Raw genomic sequence first — 16,794 nt, 5'->3', positions numbered from 1 at the left:
AAATGCGGGTTATCCGCGCAACCGTGCGCCATATACTCGAGCCAGACGTTCCACCAGAGTTTGAATAGCCAGATCGACCGTTTCATCCTGAAGGGTTCCGCCAGTATCTTGCAAGGTCACCCGGAACGCAAGGCTTTTCTCGTGCGCGGCCAGACCACCGGAAGTGTTTGATTTTGGACGAAATTCGTCGAAAAGCGCAACCTTCTGGACAGCCTTGCAGGCCGGTTCGGACTGGGCCTTCTGGAGCTCGTCGAGCAGCGCCTGAACCTCGATTTTCTGATCGACGACCACCGCAATATCACGTCGTACCGGCGGGAATTTTGAAACTTCCGACGGAACCGGCAATACCCGTTGCATTAATGCTTCCGCTTCGATTTCAAACAGAATCGGCGCATGCGGCAAATCATATTTTTGCATCCAGCGCGGATGCAATTCGCCAATCCAGCCCACTGCGCGACCATTCAATTCGATACGCGCGCTGCGTCCCGGATGCAGCGCCGGATGCTCGGCCTTTACGAACCGCGCGAGCGCCGGTGCGAGCAGCGCTTCGATGTCGCCCTTCATGTCGAAGAAGTCGACGGCACGCGTCGGTGCGCCCCATTGCTCGTCGAGCGCGGGACCATAGGCGAGCGCGCCGATCATCTTCGGCTGCGCGAAACCTTCGACCGTCAGCTCGCCGTCCTTGATCGACGGATCGTGCAGGAACACGCGGCCCGCTTCGAACACGCGCACGCGGTCCGCCGCGCGACGGTTCAGGTTCGTGCGCAGCACATGAATCAGGCTGCCGAACAGCGTCGTGCGCATCACCGACAGCTGGCTTGCGATCGGGTTAATCAGACGCACCGGGTTGCTATTGCCCGCGAAGTCCTGCTCCCACTCGGCGTCGACGAAGCTGAAGTTCACCGTTTCCGCGTAGTCGCGCGCGGCGAGTGCATGCCGGATCGCGTGGATCGAGCGTTGCGTCTCGTTGGTCGCGCGCATTTCGCTGGTCGCGACCGGCGGGCGCGCCGGAATCTTTTCGAAGCCGTAGATACGTGCGACTTCTTCGATCAGGTCCTCTTCGATTTCGATATCGAAGCGGTACGACGGCGGCATCACCGAGAACGTATCGCCGTCACGCTCGAACGACAGGCCGAGGCGCGTGAAGATCTGCCCGATTTCATCGGCGCCGATCGCGACGCCGATGATGCGGTTCGCGCGCGAAACGCGCATCTTCACGGGCGCGCGCTTTGGCACGTTGACGATCTGATCGTCGACCGGACCCGCTTCGCCGCCGCAGATGTCGAGGATCAACTGCGTGATGTGCTCGATATGATCGACGGTCGTTGCGTAATCCACGCCGCGCTCGAAGCGATGGCCTGCATCGGTCGAAAAGTTGTACTTGCGCGAGCGGCCACGAATGCTATCGGGCCACCAGAACGCGGCTTCGAGATAGATGTTGGTGGTGTCGAGCGTGACCGCGGTGCTGTCGCCGCCCATGATGCCCGCGAGGCTTTCGATGTGCTGCTCGTCGGCGATCACGCCGACCGTTTCATCGAGCTCGACCGTGTCGCCGTTCAGAAGTTTCAGCGTTTCGCCCTTGCGTCCCCAGCGCACGTCCATGCCGCCGTGGATCTTGTCGAGATCGAACACGTGCGACGGACGCCCCAGCTCGAGCATCACATAGTTCGAGATGTCGACGAGCGCGGAGATGCTACGCTGGCCGGAGCGCTCGAGACGCTCGACCATCCATTGCGGCGACTTCGCGCGCGCATTGACGCCGCGGATCACGCGGCCCGAGAAACGGCCGCACAGATCGGGCGCCGAGATTTTCACGGGCAGCGTTTCATTCAGCTTCACCGGAGCCGGCTTGATGTCGAGCGAGCGCAGCGGTGCCCCGGTAATCGCCGACGTTTCGCGCGCCACGCCGAATACCGACAAACAGTCGGCCTTGTTCGGCGTCAGCTTGATTTCAAAAACGGTGTCGTCGAGGTTGAGGGTCTCGCGGATGTCCTGGCCGATCGGGGTATCTTCCGGCAGGATCATCAGACCACTGTGATCTTCGGAGAGCTTCAGCTCGCGCGCCGAACACAGCATGCCTTGGCTTTCGACGCCGCGCAGCTTCGACAGCCTGATCGCGAACGGTGCGCCGCCCTCTTCCGCCGGCGGCAGTTGCGCGCCGACCAGCGCGACCGGCACCTTGATGCCGGGCGCGACATTCGGCGCGCCGCATACGATGTTCAGCGTCGCGCCGGTGCCGGCGTTGACCTGACACACGTTGAGCTTGTCCGCGTCCGGGTGCTTGACGACTTCCAGCACCTGGCCGACGACGATCTTCGAGGTCGGCGGCGCGGCCGGCCGCAGGTCCTCGACTTCGAGACCCGCCATCGTCAACGCGTGCGACAGTTCGTCGGTGGTCAGTCGGGGATCGACAAAAGTTCTGAGCCAGGATTCCGGAAATTGCATGGTTCTGTGTACGTTCTGATCAGGTTAGGTCCACGTCCGGCAGGTGCTTCGTAAAGCCGGTGGTCTTGCGCCGGTTCAGCGAACTCTGCCGGGGACGCTCGCGGCGCGCACCGGGTGCGCTGCCGCGTTCTTTGCTTTGTAGCGCTCGCGCGCGCCGGTTCACGCGAATTGACGCAGGAAACGCAGGTCGTTTTCGAAGAACAGGCGCAGGTCCTGCACGCCGTAACGCAGCATCGTGAGACGCTCGAGGCCGCTGCCGAAAGCGAAGCCGATATAGCGCTCCGGGTCCAGACCCATGTTACGGATCACGGTCGGATGCACCTGGCCGGAGCCCGAAATTTCGAGCCACTTGCCCGCGTTCTTGCCCGTTTCGAACTGCATGTCGATCTCGGCCGACGGTTCGGTGAACGGGAAATACGACGGACGGAAGCGCACGAGAATGTCGTCGCGCTCGAAGAATTTTTTCAGGAAGTCGGTATAGACACCCTTCAGGTCCGCGAAGCTGATGTTCTCGTCGATCCACAGGCCTTCGACCTGGTTGAACATCGGCGAATGCGTGGCGTCGCTATCCACGCGATACGTGCGGCCGGGCACGATCACCTTGATCGGCGGCGTGTTGGTACGCGCGTAGCGTACCTGCATCGGACTCGTATGCGTACGCAGCAGCAGCGGGCGGCCGTCGGCGTCCTTGCCGTCGACGTAGAAGGTATCCTGCATCGAACGCGCCGGATGGTTTTCCGGGCTGTTCAGCGAAGTGAAGTTGTACCAGTCGGTTTCGATCTCGGGGCCGTCGGCCACGTCGAATCCGATCGTACGAAAAATTTGCTCGACGCGCTCCCAGGTGCGCATCACCGGGTGCAGGCTGCCAGCATTGGCGCCGCGGCCCGGCAGCGTGACGTCGATCGCTTCAGCGGCGAGGCGCTGGTTCAGAAGCGCATCGGCGAGCGACTGACGACGTGCCGTCAGCGCGGCTTCGACCTGTTGCTTGACGAGATTGATCCGAGCGCCTTCTGTCTTGCGCGTTTCGGGATCGAGTTTGCCAAGGCCTTTCAACATCTCGGTCAGCGCACCCGCCTTACCGAGAAAGCGCGCTTTCTCGTTCTCGAGGGTGGTGACGTCGGGGGCTTCTGCGAAGGCTTTTTGCGCGTCGGCGACAATCTGGTCCAGATCCATTGATCCCATCATTTCAACGTCAGTGTTCTATCGAAACAAAACTGGTTCTACCAACAAAAACGGGGCTCGGTGAGGAGCCCCGTTTTTGTTGCAGCGTCACCGAGACTACCGGATGTTCGCTGCAACGAACCACGCAGTTTTAATTGCCAGAAGCGCAATCAGGCTGCAACGGCGGCTTTCACCTGCTGAACGATCGCAGCAAAAGCAGCCTTGTCGAATACAGCCATGTCGGCCAGCACCTTGCGGTCCAGTTCGATCGACGCCTTCTTCAGGCCGTTGATGAACACGCTGTACGTCATGTCGTGCTGACGCACCGCCGCGTTGATACGCGTGATCCACAGTGCGCGGAACACCCGCTTCTTGTTGCGGCGATCGCGGTAGGCGTACTGGCCTGCGCGCATGACCGCCTGCTTGGCGATGCGATAGACGTTATTGCGACGGCCGCGGTAACCCTTGGCCAGCTTGATGATCTTCTTGTGACGGGCCCGTGCGGTAACCCCACGTTTTACTCGAGGCATGTTTCGCTCCTATGAGTGTCGGTTAAGGGTTAAGCGAACGGCAGCATTGCGCGAACGGAGTTCAGATCGGAATCATGAACTGCCGTGGAGCCGCGCAGATGGCGTTTGTTCTTGGTGGTCTTCTTGGTAAGAATGTGACGCTTGAAGGCCTGACCGCGCTTAACGGTACCGCCCGGACGCACCACGAAGCGCTTTGCAGCGCTCTTCTTGGTCTTCATCTTCGGCATGACAACTCCATTATTAGATGGACATGGGTGTGCGGTCGGCCAGATGGCCATTTCCCGCCCTTCGAAACCCATTCCACTTGGTATGCAGGCCGCCGATACCGCCAGCGGCCGCTTTTCGGGAACGACTGCGCGCTTGCATGCGCGACGTTCCGAAATTTTCCAACACCGCGCCAGACACCCAGCACAGCGTCAAACAACCTTGCGCTACCGGAGAGCGGGCCGCATGGCACGCCGCCGCTCCGGCCAACTGCTCCCCGCTTACTTCTTTTTCTTCGGAGCGAGCACCATGATCATCTGGCGCCCTTCCATTTTCGGCATCTGCTCGACCTGACCGACTTCGTCGAGGTCGGTGCGCAGGCGTTCGAGCATGCGCATGCCGATTTCCTGGTGAGCCATTTCGCGGCCACGGAAACGCAACGTGATTTTCGTCTTGTCGCCGTCTTCGAGGAAGCGGACGAGGTTGCGCAGTTTGACGTTGTAATCGCCGTCGTCGGTACCCGGGCGGAATTTGACTTCCTTGACCTGAATGACCTTCTGCTTGAGCTTGGCCTCGTGTTGCTTCTTCGCTTCCTGGTACTTGAACTTGCCGTAGTCCATCAAGCGGCAAACCGGCGGAACCGCTTGCGGGGCGATTTCGACCAGATCCACGTCCTGCTGTTCCGACATGCGGAACGCATCAGCGAGTTTCACGATGCCGAGCGGTTCGTTCTCGACGCCGACCAGACGCACCTCGGGTGCTGTAATTTCACCGTTGATGCGGTGCGCAGACTTATCAGTAGCGATGTTACGTTTCCTCTAAAAATTAAAAAAAACGAGCCGGGTACCGAGTGGTTAGTTGAACGACTGCACATCCTGGCGCAGACGCTCAATGAAGGCGTCAACAGGCATCACACCCATATCGACACCACCACGGGCACGCACGGCTACCGTTTGCGCTTCACGCTCCTTGTCGCCGACCACCAGCAGGTACGGCACCTTTTCCAGCGTGTGCTCGCGTATTTTATAGCTAATCTTCTCGTTGCGCAAATCGGCCTCGACTCTAACCCCTTGTTTTTGCAACGATTGGGCTAGCGACTGCGCATATTCGGCCTGACTTTCCGCGATATTCATCACGACGACCTGGATCGGCGCGAGCCAGGCGGGCATTGCACCAGCATGGTGCTCGATGAGAATCCCGAGGAAGCGTTCCATCGATCCGACGATTGCCCGGTGGAGCATGATGGGGCGACGACGACTATTGTCTTCGGCGACGTATTCGGCACCCAGACGCTCCGGCAGCACCATGTCGAGTTGCAGCGTACCGCACTGCCACGAGCGGCCGAGCGCGTCCTTGATGTGATACTCGACCTTCGGGCCGTAGAACGCACCCTCGCCGGGCAGTTCTTCCCACGTGACGCCGCAGGCCGTCAGCGCCTCGCGCAGCCCCTGCTCCGCGCGATCCCACGTTTCGTCGGTGCCGGCGCGCGCATCCGGACGCAGCGACAGCTTGATCTCAACGTTGTCGAAGCCGAAGTCGCGGTAGACGCTCATCGCCAGCGTGTTGAACGCGATCGATTCGCTGATGAACTGGTCTTCGGTACAAAAAATATGGGCGTCGTCCTGCACGAAGCCGCGCACGCGCATCAGTCCATGCAGCGCGCCCGACGATTCGTTGCGATGGCACGAACCGAACTCAGCGTAACGCAGCGGCAGATCGCGATACGAGCGCAGACCGTGGTTGAACACCTGCACGTGACCGGGGCAGTTCATCGGCTTGATTGCGTAGTCGCGCTTTTCCGATTCGGTCGTGAACATATTTTCACGATAGTTCTGCCAGTGTCCCGACGCTTCCCACAGCGAGCGGTCCATGATCAACGGCGTCTTGATTTCAAGGTAGCCGGCGTCATTCACGCGACGGCGCATGTACTGCTCGACCTGCTGCCACAGCGTCCAGCCGCGCGGATGCCAGAACACCATGCCCGGCGACTCGTCCTGCATGTGGAACAGGTCGAGCTGCTTGCCCAGCTTCCGATGATCGCGCTTCTCGGCCTCTTCGAGCATGTGCAGGTATGCTTCCTGGTCTTCCTTCTTCGTCCAGGCCGTGCCGTAAATTCGCTGCAACTGCTCGTTCTTCGAGTCCCCGCGCCAGTAGGCTCCCGCGACTTTCATCAGCTTGAAGACCTTCAGCTTGCCGGTGGACGGCACGTGCGGGCCGCGGCACAGATCCGTGAAGCCGCCATGGGAGTACAGTTTGATTTCGTCGCTGGCGGGAATCGATTCGATGATTTCGGCCTTGTACTTTTCGCCGATGCTCTTGAAGTACTCGGCCGCTTCGTCGCGCGACACCACGCGACGCGACACCGGCTCGTCCTTCTTCGCGAGCTCCTGCATGCGCTTTTCGATCTTTTCGAGGTCTTCCGGCGTGAAAGGACGGTTGTACGAGAAGTCGTAATAAAAGCCGTTGTCAATGACGGGGCCGATCGTAACCTGCGCTTCGGGGTACAGATCCTTCACCGCATACGCGAGCAGGTGTGCCGTCGAGTGGCGGATGATATCGAGTCCGTCTGCATCCTTCTCCGTGATGATGGCGAGCGCCACGTCGCGATCGATCAGCGCAGACGTATCGACCAACTCCCCGTCGATCTTCCCGCCGAGTGCGGCTTTCGCGAGGCCGGGGCCGATCGAGGCGGCCACTTCGGCGACGGTCACCGGATGCTCGTACTGTCGAACAGAACCGTCAGGCAAACGTATCGAAACCATTGCGTTCTCCGTGGTGCCGACCGGCGGCGGCACATACAACCAGGGTCAAAAAGACAAAAAAAATGCGGCCCCACTTTCGAGGGGCCGCATTCACATTTTACGCAAACATCACTGGCGAAAGAGGTCCTCGACTAGCGTCGCTCCGAAGTGGTTTCGGTCAACGTTCGCGGTGTCATAACCGTATTCGCCTTTTTGCGCTCAAAGCGCTTACTGCATCTTGCGAAACCCCGGCGAGACCGGAATTCCATTTCGTTGGTAGGCTCGATTGGACTCGAACCAACGACCCCCACCATGTCAAGGTGGTGCTCTAACCAGCTGAGCTACGAGCCTGAAGAAACGAGAGTATATGGGGTACAGCCCAGCTTGGCAAGTACTTTTATGCAGCGACTTTAATTCGTCTCTCCGTCGGCAGGCCCTTTTCCAATCGTCCGCGCCTCAGTTCTTGCGCGTCGCCCGCACCACGCCCGTGATTTCGCCCAGCAACGTGCACGCGCGCTGGATCTGCGCAGAGCTAGAAACCTCGACGGTAAATTGCATGAACGCGGCATTGCGGCGCGTTTGCGTCTTCACGCCAATCACGTTCATCTTTTCCCGCGCGAACACTTCGGAGATATCGCGCAGCAAGCCTTGTCGGTCCGTCGCCTCGATGCTGAGGTCGACCGGGTAGACGGACTGGCCGCGACCGCTCATCACGTCCGCCGACCACGCGGTCTGCAGCACGCGCTCCGGCGCGCGCTCTGCCATCCGGCGGAACGTCGCGCAGTCGCTGCGATGCACCGACATGCCCTTGCCGCGCGTGACGAAGCCGCAGATGTCGTCGGGCGGCGCGGGCCGGCAGCAGCGCGCGAGCTGGGTGAGCAATGCATCGACGCCGACCACCAGCACGCCGGTAGACGCGCCGCGCGCGACGCTCGCGCCACTGCTGCGTTTCTCGAATTTTTCCGGCGCCTCGAGCTCGGGCTCGGGCGGCGGCGCGTCCTGCAGCGCCTGCTCGACGAGCCGCAGGCTGAATTCCTCCTTGCCGACCACGGAGAACAGGTCGTCGGTGGTCTTGAAACCAAGCCGCGCGGCCAGCTGATCGAGATTGACCGAGGTCTTGCCTTCGCGCTGCAGGGTTTTTTCAACCATCGCGCGACCGTTCGCGATGTGCTCCTGCAACTCGACCGCGTTGAACCACGCGCGCACCTTCTGCCGCGCTCGCCCGCTTTGCAGATAGCCAAGCTGCGGATTGAGCCAGTCGCGCGACGGACCACCCTCCTTCACCGCCACGATCTCGACCGTCTGGCCATTCTGCAATGCGGTGTTGAGCGGCACCATCACGCCGTCGACGCGCGCGCCGCGGCAACGATGCCCAAGCTCGCTGTGCAGGTGATATGCGAAGTCGATCGGCGTCGCGCCGTGCGGCAACGGAATCACGCGCGCCTGCGGCGTCAGCACGTAGATGTGATCGTCGTCGAGCGTGGCCTGCCGCAACTGCTCCCATGGCTGCACCGCGCCCGCTTCGCCATGCTCGCCCTCGGACACCTCGTCCTTCCACGCGAGCAGCTGTCGCAACCAGGCGATCTTCTCGTCGTATTTCTCGCTCGCGGTGAACGTGCCGCCATAGCCGCGCGCACCCGCTTCCTTGTAGCGCCAGTGCGCGGCCACGCCGTATTCGGCGAAGCGATGCATTTCCTGCGTGCGGACCTGCACTTCGAACGCGCGGCCGTCGTCGCCGATCACGACCGTGTGCAGCGACTTGTAGCCGTTCGGCTTCGGCCGGGAAATGTAATCGTCGAACTCCTTCGGCACCGGCTGCCACAGGTTGTGCACGATGCCGAGCACGGTGTAGCAGTCCTTGATGTCCGGCACGATCACGCGAAACGCGCGCACGTCGTACAGCTCCGCGAAGTCGAGCTGCTTGCCGCGCATCTTGCGCCAGATGCTGTAGATATGCTTCGGCCGACCGCTCACTTCGGCGCGAATGTGCGCGGCGGCCAGCTCCTGCTGCAGGCGTTCGATCGCCTGTGCGACATAGCTCTCACGCTCGACGCGCTTCTCGTCGAGCAGCTTCGCGATGCGCTTGTAGGTGTCCGGCTCCTCGAAACGGAACGCGAGATCCTCGAGCTCCCACTTCAATTGCCAGATGCCGAGGCGGTTCGCGAGCGGTGCGTAGATATCGAGGGTTTCGCGCGCGACGTCGGGCGACGGCGTGATCTTCGCGGCCGCGTAGTAACGCAGCGATTGCAGCCGCGACGCGAGGCGGATCAGCACGACGCGAATGTCCTGCGCGAACGCGAGCAGCATCTTGCGCAGCGCCTCGACCTGCGCGCGGCGCGCAGCCTGCGCGTCACGCCCGGCCTCGGGCATCGCGTTTTGCGCCGCACGCAAACTGACCGTGCCGAGCCGCAGCAGTTTGCGCACGTCGCCGACCAGTTGCGCGACTTCTTCGCCGAAGTTGTCGGCGATCACGCGCTCCGGATCGTGCAGATGCGGTGTCAGCGCGAACAGGGCCGCGGCCAGCACCGCCGGCGGATCGACGTTGAGCTTGCGCATGATCGACGCGGTGCCCGCCGCGTGATCCGCGAGCAATTCGCCCGACGACAGCCGCACCTCGCCCGCATATTCGCGCACGAACGCCATCGCTTCGTCGAAGGAACGATGGGGATGAGGCGCGTTCGGAACGGTTTCGGTATTCATGGTGCGACGGCCCGCCGGGCCAGACGATTCAACGGAAAATCAACAACGGTGCGGCCTCTCAATCGCAAATCAGCTGCGCTGCGCCGCGATCACGACTATTTCGACGAGGCACTTCGGATTCGCGAGCTTTGCCTCGACGGTCGCGCGCGGCGGCGTGTCACCCTGCGCGACCCACTCGTCCCACACTGCGTTCATGCCGGCGAAATGCGCCATGTCCGAGATATAGATCTGCACCGACAGCAGCAGCGACTTGTCGCTGTTCGCTTCAGCGAGCAGACGGTCGATGTGGCCGAGCACTTCGCGCGTCTGGCCGGTGATGTCCTGCTCGTCGTCCTCGGCGATCTGACCCGCGAGGTACACGGTGCCGTTGTGCACGGCCATTTCCGAGAGACGCTTGCCGACGTGATAACGAATGACTGCCATGAAATGTCCTGAGCTGAGGGTTGATCGAACTACACGCCGCACGACACCGTTAATAAAAGCTTCATGCGGAACTCAATATTATGACCCGTTCGCGGCCGAGCCGATGAAGAACTCCCTCGCGAGCGCGATCTGGTCCGCCGCGAGAAACGCCGGCGCATGACCGACGCCCGCGATCTCCACGCTCGATACCGCACGCCCGGCCGCCACCATCTTCGCGACCGTTTCACGCGACAGCAAATCCGACTGCTCGCCGCGCACCACGAGCACCGGCCCCTGGAACGACGCGAGCGAATGCCACAGCGCCGCTTCGCCGAGCTTCGCCGCTTCCTCGGTGACCGCCGCGAACGGCTGGGCGATGCGCGGGTCATAGCGCAGCACCCACGCGCCGTCTTCTTCGCGCAGCAACGGCGTATTGATTTCGCGCCATTCGTCAGGCGTCAGCGGGCCGAAGCCCTGCGCGAGTTGCGCCGCGTAGTCGACACCCTGCTGCAGCGTATCGAAGCGTGCGGGCTTGCCCAGATAATCGCCGATGCGCTTGACCGCGACCGGCTCCAGATGCGGCCCGACGTCGTTCAGCAGCAGCTTGCGGATCGGCGTGTCCGGCAGACCGGCGAGCCCCATGCCGATCAGGCCGCCCATCGAGGTGCCGAACCAGTCGACGGTATCGACGTCGAGCCGCGCGATCAGCGTGACCATGTCGGCGACGTACTGCGGTACCGCATATAAGTTGGGGTTCGCGAGCCACGACGACAAGCCCCGGCCAACCACGTCCGGGCACACCACGCGATAGGTGTCCGCGAAGTTGGCAGCGAGTCGGTCGAAATCGCGCCCCGATCGTGTCAGTCCGTGCACGCACAGCAGCACGCGCGGATTGTCCGGATCGCCCCACTCGGTATAGGAGACGCGATGCAGGCCGGCCGCGCTCGCGCACTGCACGTAACGTTGACGCGGCGCGGGCCGCCCGGTGGTGGAAGCATAAGTCGTTGCGGTCATCTGGTGTCCTTGCAAAGACGCTGCGGATTGGGCTGCGAACGATTGTAAACCGCTTCGTCGCGCGGCAAGCATCGGCCAGAAGGCTTAGGAAGATCGTGCAAACCGTCCGGCGCATCCGGCGCCGCGCGCCAAAAATAGAACGGGCGAGACTCGCGTCTCGCCCGTCCGGAAAGCATCGTTGCCGCCGCGCTCGCATCGACGCGCGCAGCGGCGTCTCAACCCGCGTCAGCTCACCGCGCTCACATCGAGCGGCGCGCCGGTCTTCGCCTTGATTTCGTCGACGCTCACGCCCGGCGCAAGTTCGGTCACTTTCAAGCCGTTTTCGGTCACTTCGATCACGCCGAGATCGGTGATGATCTCATCGACCACACCCACGCCCGTCAGCGGCAGCGTGCATTCTTCGAGGATCTTGTGCTGATCGCCCTTGGCGACGTGCTCCATCAGCACGACCACGCGCTTGACGCCCGCGACCAGGTCCATCGCGCCGCCCATGCCCTTGATCATCTTGCCCGGGATCATCCAGTTCGCGAGATCGCCCTTCTTGCTGATCTGCATCGCGCCGAGAATCGCCAGATTGATGTGGCCGCCGCGAATCATCGCGAACGAATCCGCCGAAGAGAAAATCGACGAACCGGGCAGCGTCGTCACCGTCTGCTTGCCGGCGTTGATCAGGTCGGCGTCGACTTCGTCTTCGGTCGGCGACGGGCCGATGCCGAGCAGACCGTTTTCCGACTGCAGCCACACTTCGACGCCCGCCGGCACGTGGTTCGCGACTAGCGTCGGCAAGCCGATGCCGAGGTTCACATAAAAGCCGTCCTGCAGTTCCTTCGCCGCGCGCGCGGCCATTTCGTCACGAGTCCATGCCATGATCAGTCTCCTTTCGCGCGGACGACGCGTTGTTCGATGCGTTTTTCCGGATGCGCATTCAGCACGATGCGCTGCACGAAGATGCCAGGCGTATGGATCGCGTCCGGATCGAGCTCGCCCACTTCGACGATCTCTTCAACCTCCGCGACGGTGATGCGGCCCGCCATCGCGCACATCGGATTGAAGTTGCGCGCGGTGCGGCGATAGATCAGGTTGCCGGCCTTGTCGGCCTTCCATGCCTTGACGAGCCCGATATCCGCGGTCAGCGAATGTTCGAGCACGTAGTGGTTCTCGCCGAACTGACGGGTTTCCTTGCCCTCGGCGATCTGCGTGCCGAAACCAGTGTTCGTGAAAAACGCCGGGATGCCCGCGCCGCCTGCGCGCAGCTTCTCGGCGAGCGTGCCTTGCGGCGTGAATTCGAGCTCGAGTTCGCCGGCCAGGTACTGGCGCTCGAACTCCTTGTTCTCACCGACGTACGACGAGATCATCTTCCTGATCTGGCGCGTCTCGAGCAGCAGGCCAAGGCCGAAACCGTCGACGCCCGCGTTGTTGCTGATGCAGGTGATGCCCCGCACCTTCGAATCGCGCAGCGCCGCGATCAGCGCCTCGGGAATGCCGCACAAGCCGAAGCCGCCGACGGCGAACGTCTGCCCGTCCTTGACGATGTCCTTCAGCGCCTCGGCGGCGCCTGGATAGACCTTGTTCATCTGTATGTCCCTTCCTCTATGGAAACCCGAAACCTGAACGCAGGCCGCCGGATCATTGCGGCTGATATCGCAACTGGCGAACTTCACGTCGCCTCACGATACCGCTACGTCATTCTAGTAGTCATCCGCGACATGCGCCGCGTTGTCATCTGCCCGAAAGAGTACGCTGGGCCCGCCATACGGCACAATACGCAAAAATACATAAGTACTTGCCGCCCCGCCCATGCCCTCCCTGGATTACCGCACTGCATTTCACCTCGCGCCGATCGGACTCGTGCTGTCGCGCGAGCGGACCATCGAAGACTGCAACGACGAGCTCGCGTCGATTTTCGGCTACGCGCGCGACGCGCTGATCGGTCAGTCATTCCAGGTGTTGTACCCATCGGCGGATGAGTTCGAGCGGATCGGCGCGCGCATTCCGCCGATCATGACCGCGCAAGGCAGCTACGCGGACGACCGCATCATGAAACGCGCGAACGGCGAGCTGTTCTGGTGTCACGTGACGGGCCGCGCGCAGCAGCGCACCGACCCGCACGCGGCGGGTGTCTGGACCTTCGAGGATCTGAGCGCGACCCGCCGGGTCGCGGTGGAACTGACGCCGCGCGAGCGCGAAATCGCCGCGCAACTGGTGACGGGCAAGACCAGCAAGCAGATCGGCCGCGTGCTCGACATCAGCCCGCGCACGGTCGACGTCTACCGTGCGCGGCTCATGCGCAAATACGATACGGGCAATGCGACCGAGCTCTTGCAACGGCTGCTCGGGGATTGACAGAGAAAGGAAGGATGAAGCACGCGACCACGCTCAGGCAGCGCCGTCAGGCCGCCTTGACGAGAGCGGCGCTCTCGATGGCCGCGCGCAGCACGTCGGGCACCGGCATCGACTTGCCCGCCGCGTAGTCGATCCACACGCATCGCGCGGCGCCCCGCGCATAGAGCGTATGCGGCTCATCGGCACGCAGGAGCTCGAAAGCCGTATCGAAGCTGCTGCGCCCCGGCGTGGCCACCGACATCCGGCCGATCACGTCACCCGGATAGTGCAGTTGCTTCAGAAACTCCATCGACGCATTGACGATCACTGGTCCCTGCCCGTCCGGGCGCTCGCCGAGGAAGTCCATCTGTTCGAACCAGGAAATCCGCACCTGCTCCATGTAGCGAAAATAAACCGTGTTGTTGACGTGACCGAAGGCGTCCATGTCGCCCCAGCGGATCGGCATCGTCATTTCGAAAACTGCGTGAAAATCGCTCATGCTTTACTTCCGTTCTTCCTTTGCTGCCTGACTGTTGAAACGTTTGACTGCGCGCTCACGCGAGCCCGAAACCGTCGTCGGCGGCGATCACCGAGCCGTTGATGAACTGCGATTCGTCCGCCGCGAGCAGCAGGAGCAGCCCGTCGAGATCCTCCGGTTTGCCGACCCGATGGCGCGGCAGCATCGCAATCAGTTTCTGCCCCTGATCGGTCGACCAGTGGTGGTGGTTGATCTCGGTGTCGATATAGCCGGGGCAGATCGCGTTCACATTGATGCCATGCTTGCCCCACTCGAGCGCCATCGCCTTCGTCATGTGGACGACCGCGGCCTTGCTCATCGAATACAGGCCGATTTGCGGCAGCACGCGCAAGCCCGCCATCGACGCGATGTTGATGATCCGGTACGACGGCTTCTGCGCGTTGTTGCCGCGCATGATCATGCGCTTGGCGACTTCCTGCGCGACGAAAAAAGCGCCGCGCGTATTGGTGTCGAACACGTATTCGAAGTCCGCCGGCGTGACCTCGGACAGCTTCTGCGTAGTCGACACGCCCGAGTTATTGACGAGGATATCGATGGTGCCGGCTTCGGTCTCCGCGTGCGCGACCGCCGACTTGATGCTCTGGTAGTCGGTCACGTCGAGCGACACCACGTGCGCGGCGCCGCCGGACGCCTCGATTTCCGCGCGCAGCTCCTTGAGCCGCTCGGTCCGTCGGCTCGCCAGCACGACCTTCGCGCCCGCCTGCGACAACACCTGCGCGAAGCGCTTGCCCAACCCGCTCGAGGCGCCAGTGATCAGCGCGACCTTGCCTTCCAGATTGATCGAACGGCCCATTGTCTTTCCTTGCTCGGTTGTAGTGACAACTGCGGTTGACGGGGTTTGGTACGACCGCGATAAGGGTCTATACCGTATCATGAAATAGTACGCTCGTGCTAATCTGTGGCTTTTGGGTTGCGGCGTAGGGATCGATCGCCCACAATACGAACCCGAAAAAAGCATTCTAACGGTAAGAGGAGCATCAATGACCCCCGCAAGTCTCATTGAGCAGTACGGCCCGCGCGAGTCGATGGAGTATGACGTCGTCATCGTCGGCGGCGGCCCTGCGGGCCTGTCGGCTGCCATTCGTCTGAAGCAGCGCGCCGCCGAACAAGGCGTCGAGCTTGGCGTCTGCGTACTCGAAAAAGGCTCTGAGATCGGGGCGCATATCCTGTCGGGCGCGGTGATGGACCCGCGCGCGCTGACCGAGCTGATCCCGGACTGGAAGGAGAAAGGCGCGCCGCTGACGGTCGAGGTGACCGAAGACCGCTTCCTGTTCCTGTCGGCGACGGGCGCGAAGAGCGTGCCGAACTGGGCGCTGCCGGACAATTTCAAGAACCACGGCAACTACGTGATCAGCCTCGCGAACGTGACGCGCTGGCTGGGTCAGCAGGCCGAGGCGCTCGGCGTCGAGATTTTCCCGGGCTTTCCGGCGGCTGAAGTGTTGTACAACGACGACGGCTCGGTCAAGGGCGTCGCGACCGGCAACCTCGGCATCGGCAAGGACGGCGAGCCGACCGAGAACTTCCAGCTCGGCATGGAGCTGCACGCGAAGTACACGCTGTTCTGCGAAGGCGCGCGCGGCCACCTCGGCCGCCAGCTGAACGAGAAGTTCAAGCTGCGCGACGGCGTCGATCCGCAGGTGTACGGCATCGGTATCAAGGAGCTGTGGGAGATCGATCCCGCCAAGCACAAGCCGGGTCTGGTGATGCACACGGCCGGCTGGCCGCTCGAGAACGACACCTACGGCGGCTCGTTCCTCTACCACATGGACAACAACCAGGTCGTGGTCGGCTTCGTGGTCGGCCTCGGCTATTCGAATCCGTATCTGTCACCGTTCGAGGAATTCCAGCGCTACAAGACGCATCCGGCGATCCGCGCGATTCTGGAAGGCGGCAAGCGCGTGTCGTACGGTGCGCGCGCGATCACCGCGGGCGGTCTGATGTCGCTGCCGAAGCTGGTGTTCCCGGGCGGCGCACTTGTCGGCGACGACGCTGGCTTCCTGAACGCGTCGCGCATCAAGGGTTCGCACGCCGCGATCAAGACCGGCATGCTCGCCGCCGACGCCGCATTCGCCGCCGTACAGGCCGGCCGTCAGTCGGACGAACTGACCGCTTATCCGGAAACCTTCAAGACGTCGTGGCTGTACACCGAGCTGTATCGCGCGCGTAACTTCAAGCAGTGGATGAGCAAGGGTCTCTACCTCGGCACGCTGATGGTCGGCGTCGAGCAGAAGCTGCTCGGCGGTAACGTGCCCTGGACGCTGCATCACCAGCATTCCGATCATGAGATGCTGAAGCCGGCTTCGCAGTGCAAGCCGATTCCCTATCCGAAGCCGGACGGCAAGCTGACGTTCGACCGGCTCTCTTCGGTGTTCATCTCGAACACGAACCACGAGGAAAATCAGCCGGCGCATCTGACGCTGAAAGATCCGAGCGTGCCGGTCAACGTGAACTGGCAGACTTACGCCGGACCGGAGTCGCGTTATTGCCCGGCTGGCGTGTACGAGTTCGTGAAGAACGACGAAGGCAACGAGCGGCTCGTCATCAATGCGCAGAACTGCGTGCACTGCAAGACCTGCGATATCAAGGACCCGACGCAGAATATCGTGTGGGTCACGCCGGAAGGCGGTGGCGGTCCGAACTATCCGAACATGTAATTGTTGTGCTGTTTGCTTTTGCGGCGCTGTGCGATAAGCGGCAGCGTCGCGAAGGCAAATTCCGATAGCGCGCTCGCGCCTTC

General features: G+C 62.2%; 15 protein-coding genes and 1 tRNA gene. 2 read left to right on the top strand and 14 right to left on the bottom strand.

The features are described from left to right. Positions 1 to 9 precede the first annotated feature (9 nt). The 12 genes from pheT to G5S42_RS18155 form a co-directional block, all read right to left on the bottom strand. Positions 10 to 2,445, bottom strand: a complete 2,436-nt coding sequence (pheT, locus tag G5S42_RS18210; RefSeq protein WP_176108085.1) for a phenylalanine--tRNA ligase subunit beta — start codon at positions 2,443 to 2,445, stop codon at positions 10 to 12. 159 nt (positions 2,446 to 2,604) lie between these two features. Beyond that, on the bottom strand, positions 2,605 to 3,618 hold the full coding sequence (gene pheS, locus G5S42_RS18205) for a phenylalanine--tRNA ligase subunit alpha (protein ID WP_176108084.1): 1,014 nt from the start codon (positions 3,616 to 3,618) through the stop codon (positions 2,605 to 2,607). Between the two features lie 158 nt (positions 3,619 to 3,776). Continuing rightward, positions 3,777 to 4,136: a 50S ribosomal protein L20 gene (gene rplT / locus G5S42_RS18200; protein ID WP_006052502.1), complete on the bottom strand. Its 360-nt coding sequence runs from the start codon at positions 4,134 to 4,136 to the stop codon at positions 3,777 to 3,779. A 29-nt stretch (positions 4,137 to 4,165) separates the two neighbouring features. Further along, on the bottom strand, positions 4,166 to 4,363 hold the full coding sequence (gene rpmI, locus G5S42_RS18195) for a 50S ribosomal protein L35 (protein WP_006052501.1): 198 nt from the start codon (positions 4,361 to 4,363) through the stop codon (positions 4,166 to 4,168). A 258-nt stretch (positions 4,364 to 4,621) separates the two neighbouring features. Continuing rightward, positions 4,622 to 5,146 (bottom strand): translation initiation factor IF-3, encoded by a 525-nt coding sequence (gene infC, locus G5S42_RS18190; RefSeq protein ID WP_075643713.1) that lies wholly within the window; start codon positions 5,144 to 5,146, stop codon positions 4,622 to 4,624. A 48-nt stretch (positions 5,147 to 5,194) separates the two neighbouring features. Further along, positions 5,195 to 7,102 (bottom strand): threonine--tRNA ligase, encoded by a 1,908-nt coding sequence (thrS, locus tag G5S42_RS18185; protein WP_176108083.1) that lies wholly within the window; start codon positions 7,100 to 7,102, stop codon positions 5,195 to 5,197. Positions 7,103 to 7,355: 253 nt separating this feature from the next. Beyond that, positions 7,356 to 7,432: transfer RNA gene (locus tag G5S42_RS18180), tRNA-Val, on the bottom strand. 105 nt (positions 7,433 to 7,537) lie between these two features. After that, positions 7,538 to 9,781 (bottom strand): RelA/SpoT family protein, encoded by a 2,244-nt coding sequence (locus G5S42_RS18175; protein ID WP_176108082.1) that lies wholly within the window; start codon positions 9,779 to 9,781, stop codon positions 7,538 to 7,540. Positions 9,782 to 9,850: 69 nt separating this feature from the next. Continuing rightward, positions 9,851 to 10,204, bottom strand: a complete 354-nt coding sequence (locus G5S42_RS18170) for a RidA family protein (protein WP_176108081.1) — start codon at positions 10,202 to 10,204, stop codon at positions 9,851 to 9,853. A 78-nt stretch (positions 10,205 to 10,282) separates the two neighbouring features. Beyond that, positions 10,283 to 11,197, bottom strand: coding sequence for an alpha/beta fold hydrolase (locus tag G5S42_RS18165; protein WP_176108080.1), 915 nt, complete (start codon positions 11,195 to 11,197; stop codon positions 10,283 to 10,285). Positions 11,198 to 11,422: 225 nt separating this feature from the next. Further along, positions 11,423 to 12,064, bottom strand: a complete 642-nt coding sequence (locus G5S42_RS18160) for a CoA transferase subunit B (protein ID WP_013089923.1) — start codon at positions 12,062 to 12,064, stop codon at positions 11,423 to 11,425. Positions 12,065 to 12,066: 2 nt separating this feature from the next. Further along, on the bottom strand, positions 12,067 to 12,771 hold the full coding sequence (locus tag G5S42_RS18155; protein WP_176108079.1) for a CoA transferase subunit A: 705 nt from the start codon (positions 12,769 to 12,771) through the stop codon (positions 12,067 to 12,069). A 223-nt stretch (positions 12,772 to 12,994) separates the two neighbouring features. On the opposite strand from G5S42_RS18155, the gene G5S42_RS18150 reads away from it, so the two are divergent. Then, the gene (locus tag G5S42_RS18150; RefSeq protein ID WP_176108078.1) at positions 12,995 to 13,540 is read left to right on the top strand and encodes a LuxR C-terminal-related transcriptional regulator; all 546 of its coding nucleotides are present in this window, start codon (positions 12,995 to 12,997) and stop codon (positions 13,538 to 13,540) included. 46 nt (positions 13,541 to 13,586) lie between these two features. On the opposite strand, the gene G5S42_RS18145 is transcribed toward G5S42_RS18150, so the two are convergent. Both G5S42_RS18145 and G5S42_RS18140 read right to left on the bottom strand, forming a co-directional pair. Then, the gene (locus tag G5S42_RS18145; RefSeq protein WP_176108077.1) at positions 13,587 to 14,018 is read right to left on the bottom strand and encodes an acyl-CoA thioesterase; all 432 of its coding nucleotides are present in this window, start codon (positions 14,016 to 14,018) and stop codon (positions 13,587 to 13,589) included. A gap of 55 nt (positions 14,019 to 14,073) precedes the next feature. Further along, complete coding sequence (locus G5S42_RS18140; protein WP_013089927.1) at positions 14,074 to 14,850, bottom strand: SDR family oxidoreductase; 777 nt, start codon at positions 14,848 to 14,850, stop codon at positions 14,074 to 14,076. A gap of 187 nt (positions 14,851 to 15,037) precedes the next feature. Between G5S42_RS18140 and G5S42_RS18135 the strand changes: the two genes are divergently transcribed. Then, positions 15,038 to 16,711 carry an electron transfer flavoprotein-ubiquinone oxidoreductase gene (locus G5S42_RS18135; protein WP_176108076.1) on the top strand — a complete coding sequence of 558 codons (1,674 nt, stop codon included), beginning with the start codon at positions 15,038 to 15,040 and terminating at the stop codon, positions 16,709 to 16,711. Positions 16,712 to 16,794 lie beyond the last annotated feature (83 nt).

It is taken from the genome of Paraburkholderia youngii, assembly GCF_013366925.1.
Lineage (GTDB): Bacteria > Pseudomonadota > Gammaproteobacteria > Burkholderiales > Burkholderiaceae > Paraburkholderia > Paraburkholderia youngii.
This window is presented reverse-complemented; position numbering and strand designations above follow the sequence as displayed.